Below are 18,869 nucleotides of genomic sequence, written 5' to 3'. Positions count from 1 at the left end.
ATGAACCGTCGCAACTTCTTTGCGGGCGCCGCCACGGCCGTGGCCGCCACCACCGTGAGCCGCGTGAGCATGGCCGCGCTGCCCGAGCCGGTGACGCAGGCATCGACCGCCACCGCGCCGCCGCTCGTGCCGCCCAACGGCCGGCCCTACAACCCCGTCGTCACGCTCAACGGCTGGACGCTGCCCTGGCGCATGAACGCCGGCGTCAAGGAATTCCACCTCGTCGCCGAACCCGTCGTGCGCGAGATGGCGCCCGGCTTCAAGGTCAACATGTGGGGCTACAACGGCCAGTCGCCCGGCCCGACCATCGAGGTGGTCGAGGGCGACCGCGTGCGCATCTTCGTGACCAACAAGCTGCCCGAGCACACGACCGTGCACTGGCACGGCCAGCGCCTGCCCAACGGCATGGACGGCGTGGGCGGCATCACGCAGCCGCACATTCCGCCGGGCAAGACCTTCGTCTACGAGTTCACGGCGCGCCGCCCCGGCACCTTCATGTACCACCCGCACGCCGACGAGATGGTGCAGATGGCGATGGGGATGATGGGCTTCTGGGTCACGCACCCGAAGGCGGAGCATCCGCTGATCGAGAAGGTCGATCGCGACTTCTGCTTCCTGCTCGGCAGCTTCGACGTGGAACCCGGCAGCGCCACGCCCAAGGTCAACACCATGACCGACTTCAACATCTGGAGCTTCAACAGCCGCGTGTTCCCGGCCATCGACACGCTCAACGTGCGCAAAGGCGACCGCGTGCGCATCCGCGCGGGCAACCTCACGATGACCAACCACCCGATCCACATCCACGGCCACGAGTTCGAGGTCACGGGCACCGACGGCGGTCCCGTGCCGCGCACCGCGCGCTGGCCCGAGGTGTCGGTCGACGTGGCGGTGGGCCAGATGCGGCAGATGGAGTTCATTGCCGACGAGGAAGGCGACTGGGCGCTGCACTGCCACAAGGCGCACCACACCATGGGCCCGATGGGGCACGACGTGCCGACCATGATCGGCGTGGACCACAAGGGCGTGGCCGAGAAGATCAAGAAGCTCGTGCCCGACTACATGGTGATGGGCGACAAGGGCATGGCCGACATGGGCGAGATGGAAATGCCCATCCCCGACAACACCGTGCCCATGATGACCGGCACCGGCCCCTTCGGCTCGGCCGAGATGGGCGGCATGTTCACGCTGCTGAAGGTGCGGCGCGACCAGAAGCCGGGCGACTACCGCGACCCGGGCTGGTTCAAGCACCCGGCCGGCACGGTCGCGCGCGAGGTGTCGGCCAGCGGTGCGCCGGTGGCGCCGCGCAAGACGGGCACCGCGCCCGCGAGCCCCGACAGCGGCAGCGCCACCGTGCGCAAGCCCTCGGGCCATGGGGCCCACAACCATTGATCGCATCGATCCAACTTTTTGAAATTCCATTCATGAACACCCGTTTCTCACCCCTCGTCGCCGGCATCGCACTGGCTGCCCTCACCTCCTTCGCCACAGCCCACGAAAGCCACGCACCCAAGGCCGGCACCGCCGCAGCATCGCTCGCGCCCGAGCAGAAAGCCTGGGGCATCGCCGGCAAGGCCAGCGCCGTGAAGCGCACCATCGACATCGCGATGGCGGACGACATGACCTTCACGCCCTCGGTCCTCGAAGTGCGCGAAGGCGACACCATCCGCCTGCGGCTGAAGAACCGCGGCAAGGACCTGCACGAGCTGGTGCTGGGCACCGCCGCCGTCATCGAGGACCACGCCGCCATGATGAAGAAGCACCCCGGCATGGAGCACGACGAGCCCTGGATGGCGCATGTGCAGCCGGGCAAGACCGGCGAACTGATCTGGACCTTCAACCGCGCCGGCGACTTCGACTTCGCCTGCCTCGTGAAGGACCACTACGAACTCGGCATGGCCGGCCGCGTGCGCGTGCTCGCCGCGGCCGCCCCCGCACGATGACGATGACCCACTGAAAGGAACCCCACCATGCAACGACGAACCCTCCTGAAACTCGCCGCCGCCACCGCGTCCCTGCCGCTCGCCGCGCAGGCCGCCGCACCGATGGTCGAGATCTGGAAAGACCCGAACTGCGGCTGCTGCCAGGACTGGGTCAAGCACCTCAACAAGAACGGCTTTGCCACGCGCGTGCACGACGAGGGCAACGGCCCGGCGCGCGAGCGGCTCGGCATTCCGACGAAGCTGGGTTCGTGCCACACCGGCCGCGTCGGCGGCTACGCCATCGAAGGCCACGTGCCGGCGCGCGAGATGCAGCGCCTGCTGAAGGAAAAGCCCAAGGCCATCGGCCTGGCCGTGCCGGGCATGCCCATCGGCTCGCCCGGCATGGACGGCCCGGCCTACGGCAACCAGCGCGACGCCTACGACGTGCTGCTGGTGCTGGCCGACGGCAGCACGCGCGTCTTCCAGAGCTACCGCTGAAGCCCCCTCCCCGAACACCCATCGCAAGGACATTTCCCATGAAAAAACTTCTCACTGCCTTGTCGGCCGCCCTGCTCGCCGCCACCGCTTTTGCCCAGGCCGCGCTGCCGTCCGTCGACGGCGAAGTGCGCAAGATCGATACCGAAGCGAACAAGATCACGCTGAAGCACGGCGACATCCCGAACCTCGACATGACCGGCATGACGATGGTCTTCCGCGTGAAAGACCCGGCCTTGCTGACCAAGGTGAAGGCCGGCGACAAGGTGCGCTTCACGGTCGACAAGGTCGATGGCGCGCTGACCGTGCTGTCGATCGACCCGGCGAACTGAGTCCGGCCGGGGAGCCCGTCGCCGCATCCCTAGAATGCGGCGACGAAAACGCCGGACACAGGAACAGAACTTGCCCAAACGCAGCTATCTCGACTTCGAACAACCCATCGCGGAACTCGAATCAAGAATCGAGGCATTGCGATCGATGCAGGAAGGCTCCGCGGTCGACATCTCCCAGGAAATCGACCAGCTCGACAAGAAGGGCCGACAGCTCACCCAGGACATCTACGGCGAGCTCACGCCCTGGCAGGTCTTCAAGATCGCGCGGCACCCCGAACGCCCACTCACGCTCGACTACATCCAGGCCATCTTCACCGACTTCGTGGAGATGCACGGCGACCGCCACTACGCCGACGACATGGCGCTGGTGGGCGGGTTGGCCCGCCTCAATGGCACGCCCTGCATGGTGCTGGGCCACCAGCGCGGCGCCGACACCCGCGAGCGCGTGCTGCGCAACTACGGCATGTGCAAGCCCGAGGGGTATCGCAAGGCATTGCGCCTGATGAAGACGGCCGAAAAATTCGGCCTGCCTGTGTTCACCTTCGTGGACACCATGGGCGCCTACCCCGGCATCGACGCCGAGGAGCGCGGGCAGTCCGAAGCCATCGGCCGCAACATCCTGGAAATGGCGCAGCTCGAAGTGCCGATCATCACCACGGTGATCGGCGAAGGCGGCTCCGGCGGCGCGCTCGGCATTGCCGTCGCAGACCAGATGCTGATGCTGCAGTACGCCGTGTATTCGGTGATCAGTCCCGAAGGCTGCGCGTCGATTCTCTGGAAGACCAGCGAACGGGCGCAAGACGCCGCCGAGGCACTGGGCATCACCGCCCCGCGGCTGAAGGCGCTGGGCTTGATCGACAAGATCGTGAACGAACCGGTCGGCGGTGCCCACCGCGACCCGAAGCAGGCCGCGGCCTCGCTCAAGCGCGCCCTGGGCGACGCGCTGCGGCAGCTGTCCGACCTGAAGCCCCAGGCGCTGCTCGACCAGCGCTACGAAAAACTGCAGAGCTACGGGCGCTTCATGGACGTCAAGGCCAGCGCAAGCGGTCGCTGACGGGCACTGGCGAGCACTGGCGCCGACGACAGAAGAAACTACTTCTTGCAACTGCCGGGGCGACGGTGACGAAGGCGCGGTCCCATAATCGGCCGCCATGTCCGCTGCGTCTTCCTCCCCCTCTTCTCGCGCCGGTGCCATCACCGACGTCGCCGGCATCGAAGTCGGCCATTTCTCCGACACCCGCCGCCCCACCGGCTGCACCGTGATCATTGCGCGCGACGGCGCCGTGGCCGGTGTCGATGTGCGCGGCGCCGCGCCCGGCACGCGCGAGACCGACCTGCTCTCGCCCGGCAACCTCGTGCAGGAAGTGCATGCCGTCATGCTCGCGGGCGGCAGCGCCTGGGGCCTGGCCGCCGCCGAGGGCGCGATGCGCTGGCTCGAAGAGCGCGGCGTCGGCATGGACGTGCGCTTCGGCACCCTGCCCATCGTGCCGGCCGCCGTGCTGTTCGACCTGCCGATGGGCGACGCGCGCATCCGCCCCGACGCAGCCGCGGGCTACGCCGCCTGCGAAGCCGCCTCGACCGACGCGCCCGCCGAAGGCAACGTGGGCGCGGGCACCGGCGCGCTGGTGGGCAAGCTCTTTGGCGTGCACCGCGCGATGAAGGGCGGCATCGGCACCGCCTCGGTCACCGTGGGCGGCGTGACCGTGGGCGCACTCATCGCAGTCAATTCGCTGGGCGACGTGATCGACCCCGACACCGCCCTGCCCGTGGCCGGCGCACGCACGGAGGACGGCGCCGCCCTGCTCGACACGCGCCGCGCGCTGCTGCGCGGCGACCTGCCCAAGCCGCTGCTGGCGGGCACCAACACCACCATCGGCGTGATCGCCACCGACGCGGTGCTGACCAAGGTGCAGGCCAACCGGCTCGCCATGGTGGCGCACGACGGCCTGGCGCGCGCCATCAACCCGGTGCACACCATGAGCGACGGCGACACGCTGTTCGCGCTGGCCACCGGCCGCGTGCCGCTCGAAGGCGATGCGCCCGGCATGACCGTGCTGAGCACCATGGCCGCCGAGGCCACCGCCATCGCCACCGTGCGCGCGGTGCGCGCCGCGCGCGCGATGACCGTGGGCGAGCTGCACATTCCCTGCGCCGCCGACCTGGCCGCACCGCGCGGCTGACGCGCGCACCGCACGACGAGGCACCCCATGGCGTTTCCCCGCACCCTGAAGCTGATCCTGCTGTCGATCCGCGACCTGATCGCCTCGGCCGGCCCGATCGTGTTCATCGTCATCGGCCTGCTGGTGGCCGCCTACTGGTGGCTGCAGCCGCAGCCGCCCAAGCACGTGACGCTGGCCACCGGCCCCACGGGCAGCGCCTATGCGCAGTTCGGCAAGCGCTACGCCGAGGCCCTGAAGCACAGCGGCATCACCGTCGAGCTCAAGGCCACCTCGGGCTCGACCGAGAACCTGCAGCTGCTGCGCAGCGGCGACGCCGACGTGGCCTTCGTGCGCGGCGGCAGCGCCGACCCGGTGGCCGACGAAGAGGCCGGCCTGCGCTCGCTGGGCGCGCTGTTCTTCGAGCCGATCTGGCTCTTCTACCGCACCGACAGCGCCCAGAAGATCGACCGCAAGACCAGCACGCTGACCTCGCTCACGCAGCTGCGCGGCCTGCGCGTGAACGTCGACCTGCCCGGCAGCGGGCTGCCCGAGATCATGGAGCGCCTGCTCAAGGCCAACCGGCTCGGGCCCGACGACCTGCTGCTGTCGAACCTCGAGCAGGCCGCCGCGGCCGAGGCGCTGCAGGCTGGGCTGCTCGACGCCATCGTGCTGTTCTCGGCGCCGCAGTCGCCGCAGGTGCAGCGGCTGCTGCGCGCCGGCGACATCCAGCTCATGGACTTCGGCCAGGCCGAGGCCTACACGCGGCGCTTTCCGTTCCTCTCGGCCGTGACGCTGCCGCGCGGCGTGGTCGATCTGTCGAAAGACCTGCCGCTGCACGACGTGTCGCTGCTCGCCGCCACCACCTCGCTGCTGTCGCGCGACGAAACCCACCCGGCCCTGCGCCAGCTGTTCGCGCAGGCCGCGCAGACCGTGCACAGCGACGCCGGCTGGTTCAACCGCGCGCGCGACTTCCCCAACACCCGCACCAGCGAACTGCCCGTGAGCCCCGAGGGCGACCGCGCCATCAACGGCACACCGCCCTTCTGGCAGCGCTACCTGCCGTTCTGGGCCAGCAACCTGGTCGAGCGCATGTGGCTGGTGCTGGGCGGCATGCTGGTGCTGATGCTGCCGCTGAGCCGCGTGATCCCGCCGCTGTACCAGTTCCGCGTGCGCCGCCGCGTGTTCCGCTGGTACGCACGGCTGCGCGACATCGAGGCCAAGGTGGACGGGCGCCAGAGCCAGGCCGAGCGCGACAAGCTGCTGGAAGAACTCGACGCGCTCGACCGCGTGGTCAACAAGGTGGCCGTGCCGCTGTCGTATGCCGACGAGCTCTATGCGCTGCGCAACAACATCTACGCGGTGCGCAAGCGGGCGCTCGCGGGCTCGGCGGGCGCAGCAGCCGCCGCCGCGCCGGTCCGCGCGGCCACCTGACCAGGGACCGGGCGCGCGCTTGCTGTCCACGCTGATCGATTTCGCCGACCCGCGCACCGACGGGGCGACCCGGCTGCGCGCCGCCTTCGGCGCGCCCGTGCGCGTGCTGGTCGCCCATGCGCCGCACGAGGTGCGCCCCGTGCTGGACGCCGTCGAGGCGCTGGCCCGCGAAGGCCGCTGGTGCGTCGGCCACCTGCGCTACGAGGCCGCCGCGGCGTTCGATGCGGCATTCGAGGTGCACGCGCCCGATGGGCCGCTGGCCTGGTTCGGCGTGCATGACGAAGTGCTGCCGTGGCCGGACGCGCCGGTGCCCGCTGTCGCTCCCGTCGCGTGGACGGCCGACCTGTCGCGCGAGGCCTTCGACCGCCACATGGGAGCGATCCACCGCGCCATCGCCGACGGCGTGCTGTACCAGCTCAACTACACGGCGCCGCTGCACGCCACTTTCGACGGCGACGCGCAGGCCTGGTTCCACGCATTGCGGCGGGCGCAGCCCAACGGCTACGGCGCCTTCATCGACACCGGCGACGAGCAGGTGCTGTCGGTGTCGCCCGAGCTGTTCTTCGACCGCGACGGCGACCGCATCCTCGTGCGCCCCATGAAGGGCACCGCCCCGCGCGGCGCCACGCCCGCCGAGGACGCGGCCCACGCGCTGCGGCTGCGCACCGTGCCCAAGGAGCGCGCCGAGAACGTGATGATCGTGGACCTGATCCGCAACGACCTCTCGCGCGTGGCCCAGCCCTTCTCGGTGCGCGTGCCGCGCCTCTTCCACACCGAGGCGCTGCCCACCGTGTGGCAGATGACCTCCGACGTGGAAGCCCGGCTGCGCGAGGGCACGACGCTGGCCGACCTGTTCGCGGCGCTGTTCCCCTGCGGCTCCATCACCGGCGCGCCGAAGGTGAGCGCCATGCGCATGATCCGCGCGCTGGAGCCCGACGCGCGCGGCGTGTACTGCGGCGCCGTGGGCGTGGTGCGGCCCGGCGGGCACGCGACCTTCAACGTGCCGATCCGCACCGTCACGCTGCGCGGCAACGCGGCGCGCTGCGGCATCGGCAGCGGCATCACGGCCGATGCGCAGGCGGATGCGGAGTGGGACGAGTGGCGGCACAAGCGCGCCTTTCTCGGCGCGGCGGTATCTTCGCCACCATGACCTCCTTCGAGCTGCTCGAAACCCTGGCACTGGCCGATGGTGCGCTGCGTGATGCGCCCGCGCACCTGGCGCGCATGCATCGTGCGGCTGCGCACTTCGGCTATCCATGGCACGAAGCACAAGTAGCGGCCTGCCTGGCGCAGCTGAGCACGGCCCGTGCGACGGGCACATGGCGCGTGCGCCTGCTGCTCGATGCGCAAGGGCAACCGCGCGCCGAAGCCTTCGCCATGGACGCTGCGCCGCCTCGCGTGCGCCTGCAGCTGGCCGCGCGCGCCTTCAACGAGGCCGACAGCGAGTTCTCGCGCTTCAAGACCACGCGCCGCGCGCACTACGAGGCCTTCGCACCGACCGCGCCGGGCGTGTTCGACACGCTGCTGTGGAACCGCGAGGGCGAGATCACCGAATGCACGCGCGGCAACATCGCGCTGCGGCTCGACGGCCGCTGGGTCACGCCGCCGCTGCACTGCGGCCTGCTCGACGGCATCGGCCGCGCGCGCCGACTGCGCGACGGGCAACTGACCGAGGCGGTCGTGCGCGTGGACGACCTGCCGCGCGTCGAAGCCCTCGCCTTCGTCAACAGCCTGCGCGGCTGGCTCGACGCCGACCTCGTCGACCACGACGCCCCCTGAACGACAAAGCGCGCGGCCCCTTGCGGAACCGCGCGCTCTGGTCGAAGCAGCCGAAGCTGCCTGCGTCTTACTTGAGGGCCTTGTAGCGCATGCGCTTGGGCTTGGCGCCTTCTTCGCCCAGGCGCTTCTTCTTGTCGGCTTCGTACTCCTGGTAGTTGCCGTCGAAGAAGGTCCACTGGCTGTCGCCTTCGGCGGCCAGGATGTGCGTGGCGATGCGGTCGAGGAACCAGCGGTCGTGGCTGATGACCATCACGGTGCCGGCGAACTCAAGCAGCGCGTCTTCCAGGGCGCGCAGGGTTTCCACGTCCAGGTCGTTCGACGGTTCGTCCAGCAGCAGCACGTTGCCGCCCGCGATCAGCGTCTTGGCCAGGTGCAGACGGCCGCGTTCACCGCCCGACAGCGTGCCGACCTTCTTCTGCTGGTCGGCGCCGTTGAAGTTGAAGCGGCCCGCGTACGCGCGGCTGGCCATCTGGAACTTGCCGACGTTGATGATGTCCAGGCCGTTGGAGATGTCTTCCCACACGGTCTTGTCGGACGCCAGTTCGTCGCGGTGCTGGTCGACGAAAGCCATCTTCACGGTCTGGCCGATGACGACCTCGCCCGTGTCCGGCTTTTCCTTGCCCGCGAGCAGCTTGAACAGCGTCGACTTGCCGGCGCCGTTCGGGCCGATGATGCCGACGATCGCGCCCGGCGGCACGGTGAAGCTCAGGTTGTCGATCAGCATGCGGTCGCCGAAGGACTTGCTGACGCCGTGGAACTCGAACACCTGCTGGCCCAGTCGCTCCGCCACAGGAATGAAGATTTCCTGCGTTTCGTTGCGCTTCTGGTATTCCATGTCGCTCAGCTCTTCGAAGCGGGCCAGGCGCGACTTGCTCTTGGCCTGGCGTGCCTTCGGGTTCTGGCGCGACCACTCGAGTTCCTTCTTCAGGGCCTTGGCGTGGGCTTCTTCGCTCTTTTGCTCCTGCGCCAGGCGTTCGCCCTTCTGCTCGAGCCAGGTGCTGTAGTTGCCCTTCCAGGGAATGCCGCGGCCGCGGTCCATTTCCAGGATCCACTCGGCGGCGTTGTCCAGGAAGTAGCGATCGTGGGTGATGGCCACCACGGTGCCCGTGAAGCGCTGCAGGAACACTTCGAGCCACTCGACCGATTCGGCGTCCAGGTGGTTGGTCGGTTCGTCGAGCAGCAGCATGTCGGGCTTGGACAGCAGCAGGCGGCACAGCGCCACGCGGCGCTTTTCACCGCCCGACAGCAGGCCGATCTTGGCGTCCCACGGCGGCAGGCGCAGCGCGTCGGCGGCGATTTCCAGCTGGTGCTCGGAATCGGTGCCGGCGGTGGCGATGATGGCTTCGAGCTGGGCCTGCTCGGCCGCCAGCGCGTCGAAGTCGGCGTCTTCGGCACCGTAGGCGATGTACACCTCTTCCAGGCGCGCCTTGGCCGCGAACACCGCGCCCATGGACTCCTCGACCGACTCGCGCACCGTGTGCTCGGCGTTGAGCTTGGGTTCCTGCTCCAGGTAGCCGATCGTCATCCCCGGCATGGGCAGAGCCTCGCCCTCGAATTCCTTGTCCACACCCGCCATGATCTTGAGCAGCGTGGACTTGCCCGAGCCGTTCAGGCCGAGCACACCAATCTTGGCGCCGGGGAAGAAAGAAAGCGAAATGTCCTTCAAGAGCTGCCGCTTGGGCGGCACGGTCTTGCTGACGCGGTTCATCGAATAGACGTATTGAGCCATCTGTGAATGGTTACCTCGGTAGCTTGGGATTTGCGTAAAAGCACGGTCGTCCGGACAGTCATCCGGGCGCGGCGAACCCATGATTATCGACTCATGCGACAATAGTCCTCGTTGCCGGGTCCAGTTGCCCGCAAACCGGCTCTCTGCCGGGGACGAAGAAACCCCTTATCACAACGGGTTTTCCGGCTCCCACCCCTGACCTTCATCTGCCTTGACTGGCTCGGCGTCATCCAAACGACGCCTGGCGGGCCGATGCCACTGCGCCGTGTATGGCGCTTGTTGTTTCCACAATGAATTTTGACGAACTGAAGCTGGCTCCGGCCATCTTGAAGGCTGTGCTCGAACACGGCTACGACACCCCTACGCCCATCCAGGCACAAGCCATTCCCGTGGTCCTCGACGGCCACGACCTGCTGGGCGGCGCCCAGACCGGCACCGGCAAGACCGCGGCCTTCACCCTGCCGATGCTGCACAAGCTCACCATGAGCCGCAGCGCCACCAACAAGTTCGGCGGCATCGGCATCCGTGCCCTCGTGCTGACCCCCACGCGTGAACTCGCGGCCCAGGTCGAAGAGTCGGTGCGCACCTACGGCAAGTACCTGCAGCTGGACTCCACCGTGATCTTCGGCGGCGTGGGCATGAACCCGCAGATCAGCAAGCTCAAGAAGGGCGTCGACATCCTCGTGGCCACCCCCGGCCGCCTGCTCGACCTGCAACAGCAGGGCATGCTCGACCTGAGCCAGGTCCAGATGCTGATCCTGGACGAAGCCGACCGCATGCTGGACATGGGCTTCATCCACGACGTGAAGAAGATCCTGGCCCTGGTGCCCAAGGAAAAGCAGAGCCTGCTGTTCTCGGCCACCTTCAGCGACGAGATCCGCGACCTCGCCGGCTCGCTGCTCAAGAACCCGCAGAGCATCCAGGTCACTCCGCGCAACACCACGGTGCAGCGCATCACGCAGGTGATCCACCCCGTGGGCCGTGGCAAGAAGAAGGCGCTGCTCGCGCACATCATCAACGAGCACAAGTGGAGCCAGGTGCTCGTGTTCACGCGCACCAAGTTCGGTGCCAACAGCGTGGCCGAGTTCCTCACCAAGAACGGCATCGAGGCGATGGCGCTGCACGGCAACAAGAGCCAGAGCGCCCGCACGCAGGCGCTGGCCGGCTTCAAGAGCGGCGACATCCGCGCGCTGGTGGCCACCGACATCGCAGCCCGCGGCATCGACATCGACGAGCTGCCGCACGTCGTGAACTACGAAATCCCGAACGTCAGCGAAGACTACGTGCACCGCATCGGCCGCACCGGCCGTGCCGGTTCGAGCGGCGAGGCCGTGAGCTTCGTGTGCCTGGACGAAGAAGGCTTCATGCAGGAAATCGAACGCTTCACGAAGCAGACGATCCCGGTGCAGAAGGTCGAGGGCTTCGGTCCTGAAGAAGGCGAACGCGCCGAGCCGATCGCCATGGGTCGCCAGACGATCTGGGGCGGCGCCGGCCGCCCGCCGAGCCGCGAAGTCATGCAGGCAGCCGCCAAGGCCGCCCGCACCGAAATGATGTCGCGCATCCGCGAGAACAAGGCCGGCCAGGGTGGCGGCAACGGCGGTGGTGGTGGCGGCAATGGCGGCGGTCAACGCCGCGGTGGCGGCCAGGGCGGCGGCGGTCAAGGCCGCAATGCCAACGGTGGCGGCCAAGGCCAGGGCCAGGGTCCTCGCGGCCAGGGCGCAGGCCGTCCCGCACAGGGCCGCGGCCCGCAGCAAGGCCAGCCGCGCGCACCGCAGCAGCCGCATCACCACACGCCCCACGAAGAGCGCCAACCGCGCCATCACGGCAACAGCCACAGCCCGACGCAAGCCAACCAGGTCGCGCACCTGCGCGCTGAAGCCGTCGCAGGCGGCGGTGCGGCCGGCCAGCCGGATCCGTTGCGCACGAGCGTCGACCACATGGGTGGTCGCGGTCGCGGCGGTCGCCCGGGCGGCAGCGGTGGTGGCGGCTACGGCGGCAACCGTTCGGGTGGCGGTGGCCGCTCGGGTGGTGGCGGTGGTGGCTACGGCGGTGGCGGTGGCGGCGGCGGCCGCTCCGGCGGCGGTCGTTCGTTCGGTCGCTGAGCACTGCGGGCAGGAACACCTGCCCCAGAAATGAGCAAGGGCACTTCGGTGCCCTTTTCTTTTGTCGGCGCGTCAGCGCAGGCTGCGCAGCAGCGCGCGCCGATGTGTCATGACGGCGCTCATTGTTCGACCGCTGTGATCTTCTTGATGCCTTCGGAAGGCGGCTTGGCCGCGACCTCTCGAACCTGTACGGCGTAGCCGTAGTCGGTCAGATAGACATAGGTGTCGGTCCGACCGAGCGAGTCGGGCTGCATGCGGCACTCCAGGCGCCTGGCGTCGCCGCTCAGGGCGGGATGAAGCTCGGCGGCCGCACTCACGCCGACGACCTTACAGACCGTCGTGTAGTCGTAGGTCACTCCGCCGATCATGCTGAACAGGCTCAGTTTCTTCGTCTCGTAGCGCAACTCCGAGCCCACGGCCATGCGTTGCCAGTCGCCCGTCAACGTGAGCTCGGTCATGGCCTGGCTGATCGTGTCGGAGCCGGGGAGAAAGTTGACGAAGCTGCTCAGGTCGACCAGGCCCAGGAATGAAGCGGTCTGCGACCGCGTGCCGTCCGCGGGGCCTGTGCCGGTCTTCGTCCGGGTTCGGAACATGGAAGCTGCCGCATCCGGCGCAATCTGGAGTTCGCTGCGGGTCGGCGTCGTCTTCCCGTCGCGGGTCCAGGTGCCTTCGAGCACGACACGCTTCAGGCGCTTGGGCGCCGGCGGAAGCCCCAGCTGGGAAACGGACTGAATCACCGCCGGGTTCGGCGGTGTCAGGCCTGCGGGATCGGGCAGCGCCTTGGCGCGAGAAGTGAAGGCAGGCAACGCCTGCCCTGCCGAAGCACCGCCGCAGGCCGCCTTGAAGAGCGCCTTGTAGTCCGCATTCGTGTCGCCGCCGACCGTGTACGACTTCGCCCTGTCGCCTTCAACCCGGCCGTCCGTGACGCGGCCGCGCTCATCGATGTCGAAGCCGCTCACCTGGGCATAGGACTGCGATGGGCACGCGAGCCTGAAGCGCTCGCGCTTCTGGCCAAAGGGTGCCCGGTAAGGCAGGTCGAAGTCCATGCGCGAATAGTCGAACGCGCCCCAGAAGAGCAAGGCACCCTCGGAGGCCTCGACGCTTGCGATGTCGATGAGCGTGAATGTGCCGTCTGCACCGCGTTGCACCTCGCGCCAATCGGGTGGGGTTGCGCGGCATGCGCGTTCGACCGCCGGCTGCGCTTTCAGAGCCAACGCCTGGCGCTCGTCCAGTTCCTTGCGCACGCCATACCGCCGGCCGGTCACTGGATAGCTGCGGCCCGTTCGCAAGTCGGAGTAGAGCAACCACGCCTGCGGCGCATTGCACGCGACCGTGAAGTTGCGCGTCTCGGGCCCATCTTCCAGGGCAAAGGACACATGGTCCTCGACGCGCAGCAGGCTGTGTTCGACAAGGCTGCCGCCGAAGGACATCGAGGGATGGCTCCTGGACGCGCAGCCCGCAACGAGCAGCGCCGCCACGGCGCAGGTGGTGATATGGATGAGCTTCATGCATTCCGCGCTGGGCGGCTCCCTGGTTTCGTTGTTATTTCTTGCGGCCAGCCTCGCCATCGAATGACATGGACGACATGGCGGGCGCACCTCAGCTTGAAATCCTAACCCGGGACACAATCGCGTTTCCATGCCATACATCCCGCCCAACTACGCCACGCTCTTCGTCGCCACCTGCAACCTGCTCAACCTCGCGAACCCCAACCGCGTGTACTACGAGAACCAGGACGCCTACAACGAGCGCGAATACGAACGCAAGATCGACTGGATCGGCGAGCGCATCCACGCGCTCAACGCCGACGTGCTCGCGGTGCAGGAGGTGTGGGACGAGGCCGCGCTGAAGGCCGCCATCGGGCGCAGCGGCCTGCGCTACGACTTCGTCTCGGTGCCGGGCGCCGAGAACTCGCCGCCGCCCGGCAGCCCGCCGGGCACGCCCGGGCGGCCGGGCGCACAAGGCACGCCGCGCGTCGGCATCGTCACGCGGCTGCAGGTGGACAGCGTGCAGTCCTTTGTCGACTTTCCCCCGGGCTTCGGCGTCGAGGTGCCGGGCATCGGTGCGCACACGCGCTTCGAACGCCCGCCCCTGCTGGCCACCGTGCGCATGAAGCACGGCCAGCTGGTGCATGTGCTGACGGTGCACCTGAAGTCCAAGCGCCCCAAGTTCCTGCAGGACGCGCAAGGCAACCACCTGGAAGACCGCGACGACCGCAAGATCGGCGCCATGGCCTCGTTGCGCTCGCTGCTGATGCGCGGTGCCGAGGCGGCGGCTCTGCGCTGCATCGTGATCGACCTGCTGCAGGGCACCAATGTGCCGCTGGTGGTGATGGGCGACTTCAACGACAACCCGCACAGCGTGACCACGCAGCTGGTGGCCGCGACCTCCGAGGTGGCCTACGACAAGGCCGCGCGCGACGTGGCGCTGTTCAACGCCTACGAGATGCAGGGCGAGTCGGCGCTCAAGAAGGATGTGGCCTATTCGCACATCCACCAGGGCTTCCCGGATGTGCTCGACCAGATCCTGGTGAGCGAGGAGTTCGTCGCCAGCAGCCGCCACAGCCTGGGCGACGTGCGCCGCGTCGACTACTTCAACGACCACCTGCACGAAGGCCGCGACCGCTCACGCTCGGACCACGGCTTCGTGCGCGCGCTGCTGCGCCTGCGCACCGACTGAATCACCCCATGCGCCGGCCGGTCTGGCGGTCGAACAGGTGCACGTTCTCGGCGTCGATGGCCAGCTGCACCGTTTCGTCGGGCCGCGCATCGACGCGGCCGTGCACCGCGAGCACCAGCTTCGACTCGCCCACCTGCACCAGCAGTTCGGTCTCGGCGCCCGTGGGCTCGACCACGATCACCTTGGCAGCCACGCTGTTCGCGCCGCCGCCGAGCGTGATGTCGCCGGGGCGCACGCCGTAGTGCACCGGCTGGCCGTCCGGCGCCGACGTGCCGGCCGGCACGGGCCAGCGCGCGCCCTGCGCCTCGACATGGCATTCGCCGCCCACGCGGCGCACCGTGCCCTCGATCACGTTCATCGACGGCGAGCCGATGAACTGCGCCACGAACAGGTTGTCGGGGCGGTCGTACAGGTCGAGTGGCGTGCCGATCTGCTCGACGATGCCGTCGTGCATCACCACGATGCGGTCGGCCATGGTCATGGCCTCGATCTGGTCGTGCGTCACGTAGACGGTGGTGGTCTTCAGGCGCTGGTGCAGCGCCTTGATCTCGGCACGCATGGCCACGCGCAGCTTGGCGTCGAGGTTCGACAACGGCTCGTCGAACAGGAACACCTTCGGGTCGCGCACGATGGCGCGGCCCATGGCCACGCGCTGGCGCTGGCCGCCCGAGAGCTCGCGCGGGTAGCGCCCGAGCAATGCGTCGAGGTTGAGGATCTTCGCGGCGCGCGCCACGCGTTCGTCGGTCACCGACTTCTCGGCGTTGCGCAGGCGCAGGCTGAAGCCCATGTTCTCGCCCACCGTCATGTGCGGGTACAGCGCGTAGCTCTGGAACACCATCGCGATGTCGCGGTCCTTCGACTCGAGGTCGTTGACCACGCGGCCGTCGATCATGATCTCGCCGCCGCTGATGTCTTCCAGGCCCGCGAGCATGCGCAGCAAGGTCGACTTGCCGCAGCCCGAAGGCCCGACCAGCACGACGAATTCACCGTCGGTGATGTCGAAGCCCAGGCCCTTGATGATCTGGGTCTTGCCGAAGGATTTCTGGATATTGCGAAAGGATACGGAGGCCATGTTTTGTCCCTGAAATCGTTCAGCTCTTGACTGCGCCAGCCGTCAGACCGCCGACCATGTAGCGCTTGAAGGTGTAGTAGATGGCCGCAGGCGGCAGCGCGTAGATGAGGCCGGTGGCCATCAGCAGCTCCCACGGCGAATCGTCGGCCGAGAGGAAGTTGCCCAGCGCCACCGCCAGCGTCACGCTCTTGTCGTTCGACAGCAGCAGGAAGGCGTAGAGGTATTCGTTCCACGCCAGCAGCAGCGAGTAGGTGCCCACGGCCACCAGCGAAGGCACCATCAGCGGCAGGTACACGAGGCGGAACAGCTGCAGCGGCGAGGCGCCGTCCATGCGCGCCGCTTCGTCGAGCTCGTAGGGCAGCTTGTCCGATGCCTGCTTGAGCACCCAGATGCAGTACGGCGAGGCGATCGTCACCATCGCCAGAATCAGCGCCCACTGGCTGTTGAGCAGGCCGTAGTTGCCCATGGTCTTGTACATCGGCACCGCGAGGAAGGCCGCGGGAATGAAGTAGGTGAACAGCGCCAGGTTCATCACCGTGCGCCCGCCGCGCACGCGCAGCCGGCTGATGGCAAACGCGGCCGTGGTGGCCACGAACAGCGTGATGGCGCCCACCGACAGCGCGATGACCAGCGAGTTGCCCAGCTGCACCCAGAAGTGGTCGAGATAGAAATGCTTCTGGTGGAACACCGTGCTGAAGTTGGCCAGCGTGGGCTTGGTCGGCCACAGGTGGCCGGAGGTGGCCGAGTCCTTGGACGAGAAGGCGAACAACGCCATGTGATAGACCGGGATCAGCGTCCACAGCAGCACCGGAAGGCCAATGAGCAGCAGCTTGGCCTCGGTCGCTATGGCCTTGGGGGTCCAGCGTTTCATTTCGAGAGCCTCTTCATCATGAAGTACACGAGGGGCAGCACCAACGGCATGGCCACCACGATGGATGCCATCGACAAGTCGACCTGGTCGAGCCGCAGGTAGCGGATGCCCAGCGTGGCCAGCACGTGCGTCAGGTCGGCAGGCCCGCCGCCGGTGAGCAGGTAGACGCTGTTGAAATCGCCCAGCGTCCAGATCATCGAAAGGATGAGCGACGTGACGTAGAGCGTCTTGAGCGCCGGCCAGCTCACGAAGCGGAACTTCTGCCACGACGAGGCGCCGTCCACCGATGCGGCCTCGTACTGTTCGGTGGGAATGGCCAGCCGCCCCGCCACGAGGATCAGCGTCCAGAACGGCAGCGACTTCCAGATATGGACCAGCATCGCGAAGCCGAGCGCCAGCGTCGGGTCGTTGAGCCAGTTGGGACCATCGGCGCCCGTGAGGCGAAAGATGGTGGTGTTGATCACGCCCCACTCGGGGTTGAGCATGAAGCGGAACGACAGGATGGTCGGAATCGACGGCATCGCCCACGGCAGGATGAAGATCGCCGAGACGATCTTGATCCACCAGCGCGAGGTGACGAAGAAGCCCGAGAGCACGAGGGCCACGAGCATCTTCAGGTTGATCGCCACGACCAGGAAGATGGCCGTGTTGATCACCGAGCGAAAGAAGATCGGGTCTTCGACCAGCTTGACGTAGCTTTGCGGATGGCGCGCGAGCCACAGCCCGTAGCCCACCGGGTACAGCACGAACACCACGAACACCAACAGGTAAGGCACGACCATCACCGCGCCCCAGAACTGCCAGCGCGCATGCCGCGCTCCAAGGTTGGCAACAGGCGCCGGGCCTGGCGCGGTGGTGGTGGTGCTCATGCGATTGCCCCCGTTGGTGAAGATGGTGCCGCGTGCCGCTGGCTTACTGCGCCGCCACCGTCTTGATGCGCGCGATCATCTCGTCGACCGCCTTGTCCACCGGCACCTTGTCGGTGACGACGCGGCTCATGGCCTTGGCCCAGACGTTCTCGTTGTTGATCACGGTGAATCGGTAGTTCTTGGTGAACTCGAAGGTCACGGTGCCGGCGGCGTACTGGTTGAACACCGACTTGCGATGCGAATCGGCCTGCCAGAACGGGCTGGCCTGCCCGGCCTTGGTGACCGGGAACCAGCGGCCCAGCGAGCCTTCGACGTACGGCGTGAGGTTTTCTTCCTGCAGCAGGAAGGCCACGAACTCCTTGGCGCGCGCCTTGTTCTTGGCATCCTTGAACACCACGCCGGTCTTCACCGCCGTGCGGTAGACCATCTTGCCGCCGTCGGGCTTGCTCGGGAAGCCGGCCGTGCGAATGCGCTCGGTGTAGTTCTTGCGGGCTTCTTCACGCTGCTCGGGCGTGAGCGTGGCGTTGTTCGAATCGTCGAGCCACTTGGCCGGCAGCGAGATGGTCGCGTTGTGCGTCATCACGGTCGTCTTGTTGTGGAACGCGACGTTGTTGTCCGGGTCCTTCCAGCTTGTCGACGACGGCGGCGTGCAGCCCGTGAGGTAGGGCTTGGTGTAGTCGGTCATGGCGCTGATGAGGCCGGCGCGCACCTTCGGGTCGTCGACCAGCAGCTTGCCGCTGTCGTCCACCAGCTTCACGTTGTAGGCGTCCATGAAGGTCAGGAACGAATAGAAGGCGTCGCTCGAATCCACGCCCATCGGCATGCCGATGCCGAAGTTGCGCTTGCCGCTGGCCTTGCGGCTGGCAGGCTGCACCTTCTCGCACCAGAACGACCAGTAGTCGTTCCAGGTGGTGGGGATGTCGCTTTCCTTGAAACCGGCTTCGGCGAGCATGTCGAGCCAGTACTCGATGTGCATCGTCTGCTGCTTGATCGGGAAGGCGTAGTAGGCCTTGGTCTTGGTCTGGTTGTTGTAGAGGTTCGTGGTCTCGATGGTGTTGGGCGCGAAGCGGTCCTTCATGGGCGTGAGCACACTGCCGATGTCTTCGAGCTTGCCGTCGAAGGCCCACTTGCCGGTGACCTGGAAGTCGTACACGTCGGCGTACGCCACATCGGGCGGGCTGCCGGAGTCGAGCGCGGACACGGTCTTGGGGATCATGTCCTGCACCGGGTACTGCGACAGCTCGATCTTCACGTTCTTGTTCTTCTCTTCGAACTTCTTGATGGCCGCGAAGAGCGCATCGTCTTCCGCCTTGTAGAAGCCCTTGACCCACCAGACGGTGAGCTTTTCCTGCGCGGCGGCCGGGCTGGCCGACGCCAACAACCCCAGCGCGACCAGCGTCGGCGCGATGAGCGACTTGACGAGTTTCATGGT

The 18,869-nt window shown here is 67.6% G+C and carries 15 protein-coding genes and 1 pseudogene; 10 read left to right on the top strand and 6 right to left on the bottom strand.

Features of this window, described 5'->3' with window-relative positions; all coding sequences use genetic code 11:
• The 8 genes and pseudogenes from AC07Q9_RS24185 (at position 1) to pabB (ending at position 8,115) form a co-directional block, all read left to right on the top strand.
• Complete coding sequence (locus tag AC07Q9_RS24185; RefSeq protein ID WP_495312042.1) at positions 1-1,389, top strand: multicopper oxidase family protein; 1,389 nt, start codon at positions 1-3, stop codon at positions 1,387-1,389.
• Positions 1,390-1,421: 32 nt separating this feature from the next.
• Positions 1,422-1,940, top strand: coding sequence for a cupredoxin domain-containing protein (locus tag AC07Q9_RS24180; RefSeq protein WP_495312041.1), 519 nt, complete (start codon positions 1,422-1,424; stop codon positions 1,938-1,940).
• Between the two features lie 27 nt (positions 1,941-1,967).
• A complete protein-coding gene (locus AC07Q9_RS24175; RefSeq protein ID WP_495312040.1) occupies positions 1,968-2,417 on the top strand; it encodes a DUF411 domain-containing protein in 450 nt (149 codons plus the stop codon).
• A 38-nt stretch (positions 2,418-2,455) separates the two neighbouring features.
• Entirely contained in the window at positions 2,456-2,746 is a 291-nt protein-coding gene (locus AC07Q9_RS24170; RefSeq protein ID WP_495312039.1) for a copper-binding protein, read from the top strand.
• A 70-nt stretch (positions 2,747-2,816) separates the two neighbouring features.
• Positions 2,817-3,800, top strand: coding sequence for an acetyl-CoA carboxylase carboxyltransferase subunit alpha (locus AC07Q9_RS24165; protein WP_489058212.1), 984 nt, complete (start codon positions 2,817-2,819; stop codon positions 3,798-3,800).
• Between the two features lie 97 nt (positions 3,801-3,897).
• A complete protein-coding gene (locus AC07Q9_RS24160; protein WP_095746246.1) occupies positions 3,898-4,926 on the top strand; it encodes a P1 family peptidase in 1,029 nt (342 codons plus the stop codon).
• 27 nt (positions 4,927-4,953) lie between these two features.
• On the top strand, positions 4,954-6,336 hold the full coding sequence (locus tag AC07Q9_RS24155) for a TAXI family TRAP transporter solute-binding subunit (RefSeq protein WP_495312038.1): 1,383 nt from the start codon (positions 4,954-4,956) through the stop codon (positions 6,334-6,336).
• A gap of 22 nt (positions 6,337-6,358) precedes the next feature.
• Positions 6,359-8,115 (top strand): annotated as a pseudogene (gene pabB, locus AC07Q9_RS24150) (aminodeoxychorismate synthase component I).
• 67 nt (positions 8,116-8,182) lie between these two features.
• Here the strand turns inward: pabB and ettA are convergent.
• A complete protein-coding gene (gene ettA, locus AC07Q9_RS24145) occupies positions 8,183-9,844 on the bottom strand; it encodes an energy-dependent translational throttle protein EttA (RefSeq protein WP_062475998.1) in 1,662 nt (553 codons plus the stop codon).
• Between the two features lie 290 nt (positions 9,845-10,134).
• Here ettA and AC07Q9_RS24140 point away from each other — a divergent pair, with 290 nt between their 5' ends.
• Entirely contained in the window at positions 10,135-11,946 is a 1,812-nt protein-coding gene (locus AC07Q9_RS24140) for a DEAD/DEAH box helicase (protein ID WP_495312037.1), read from the top strand.
• Between the two features lie 119 nt (positions 11,947-12,065).
• On the opposite strand, the gene AC07Q9_RS24135 is transcribed toward AC07Q9_RS24140, so the two are convergent.
• Positions 12,066-13,454 (bottom strand): hypothetical protein, encoded by a 1,389-nt coding sequence (locus AC07Q9_RS24135; RefSeq protein WP_495312036.1) that lies wholly within the window; start codon positions 13,452-13,454, stop codon positions 12,066-12,068.
• 130 nt (positions 13,455-13,584) lie between these two features.
• Between AC07Q9_RS24135 and AC07Q9_RS24130 the strand changes: the two genes are divergently transcribed.
• Positions 13,585-14,625 (top strand): endonuclease/exonuclease/phosphatase family protein, encoded by a 1,041-nt coding sequence (locus AC07Q9_RS24130; RefSeq protein ID WP_495312035.1) that lies wholly within the window; start codon positions 13,585-13,587, stop codon positions 14,623-14,625.
• A gap of 1 nt (position 14,626) precedes the next feature.
• On the opposite strand, the gene AC07Q9_RS24125 is transcribed toward AC07Q9_RS24130, so the two are convergent.
• From AC07Q9_RS24125 to AC07Q9_RS24110, 4 genes are read right to left on the bottom strand one after another with little or no spacing between them, the layout of a single operon-like run.
• Positions 14,627-15,697 carry an ABC transporter ATP-binding protein gene (locus tag AC07Q9_RS24125; protein ID WP_492680603.1) on the bottom strand — a complete coding sequence of 357 codons (1,071 nt, stop codon included), beginning with the start codon at positions 15,695-15,697 and terminating at the stop codon, positions 14,627-14,629.
• 19 nt (positions 15,698-15,716) lie between these two features.
• Positions 15,717-16,568 (bottom strand): carbohydrate ABC transporter permease, encoded by an 852-nt coding sequence (locus tag AC07Q9_RS24120; RefSeq protein WP_489058200.1) that lies wholly within the window; start codon positions 16,566-16,568, stop codon positions 15,717-15,719.
• Entirely contained in the window at positions 16,565-17,437 is an 873-nt protein-coding gene (locus AC07Q9_RS24115) for a carbohydrate ABC transporter permease (RefSeq protein WP_489058199.1), read from the bottom strand. Before AC07Q9_RS24115 ends, AC07Q9_RS24120 begins: the two co-directional genes overlap by 4 nt.
• Positions 17,438-17,480: 43 nt before the next feature.
• Positions 17,481-18,866 carry an ABC transporter substrate-binding protein gene (locus AC07Q9_RS24110; protein WP_492680605.1) on the bottom strand — a complete coding sequence of 462 codons (1,386 nt, stop codon included), beginning with the start codon at positions 18,864-18,866 and terminating at the stop codon, positions 17,481-17,483.
• Positions 18,867-18,869: the final 3 nt, after the last annotated feature.

The organism is Variovorax sp. GW821-FHT09A10, from assembly GCF_059418385.1.
Note: the sequence above shows the minus strand (reverse complement) of the source record. Positions and strands in the feature narration are given on the sequence as shown.

Bases quoted from the DNA above. Each gene is read 5' to 3' on its own strand.
- AC07Q9_RS24185 (WP_495312042.1), top strand. From the start codon at position 1: ATGAACCGTCGCAACTTCTTTGCGGGCGCCGCCACGGCCGTGGCCGCC.
- AC07Q9_RS24180 (WP_495312041.1), top strand. From the start codon at position 1,422: ATGAACACCCGTTTCTCACCCCTCGTCGCCGGCATCGCACTGGCTGCC.
- AC07Q9_RS24175 (WP_495312040.1), top strand. From the start codon at position 1,968: ATGCAACGACGAACCCTCCTGAAACTCGCCGCCGCCACCGCGTCCCTG.
- AC07Q9_RS24170 (WP_495312039.1), top strand. From the start codon at position 2,456: ATGAAAAAACTTCTCACTGCCTTGTCGGCCGCCCTGCTCGCCGCCACC.
- AC07Q9_RS24160 (WP_095746246.1), top strand. From the start codon at position 3,898: ATGTCCGCTGCGTCTTCCTCCCCCTCTTCTCGCGCCGGTGCCATCACC.
- AC07Q9_RS24155 (WP_495312038.1), top strand. From the start codon at position 4,954: ATGGCGTTTCCCCGCACCCTGAAGCTGATCCTGCTGTCGATCCGCGAC.
- ettA (WP_062475998.1), bottom strand. From the start codon at position 9,844: ATGGCTCAATACGTCTATTCGATGAACCGCGTCAGCAAGACCGTGCCG.
- AC07Q9_RS24140 (WP_495312037.1), top strand. From the start codon at position 10,135: ATGAATTTTGACGAACTGAAGCTGGCTCCGGCCATCTTGAAGGCTGTG.
- AC07Q9_RS24135 (WP_495312036.1), bottom strand. From the start codon at position 13,454: ATGAAGCTCATCCATATCACCACCTGCGCCGTGGCGGCGCTGCTCGTT.
- AC07Q9_RS24130 (WP_495312035.1), top strand. From the start codon at position 13,585: ATGCCATACATCCCGCCCAACTACGCCACGCTCTTCGTCGCCACCTGC.
- AC07Q9_RS24125 (WP_492680603.1), bottom strand. From the start codon at position 15,697: ATGGCCTCCGTATCCTTTCGCAATATCCAGAAATCCTTCGGCAAGACC.
- AC07Q9_RS24120 (WP_489058200.1), bottom strand. From the start codon at position 16,568: ATGAAACGCTGGACCCCCAAGGCCATAGCGACCGAGGCCAAGCTGCTG.
- AC07Q9_RS24115 (WP_489058199.1), bottom strand. From the start codon at position 17,437: ATGAGCACCACCACCACCGCGCCAGGCCCGGCGCCTGTTGCCAACCTT.
- AC07Q9_RS24110 (WP_492680605.1), bottom strand. From the start codon at position 18,866: ATGAAACTCGTCAAGTCGCTCATCGCGCCGACGCTGGTCGCGCTGGGG.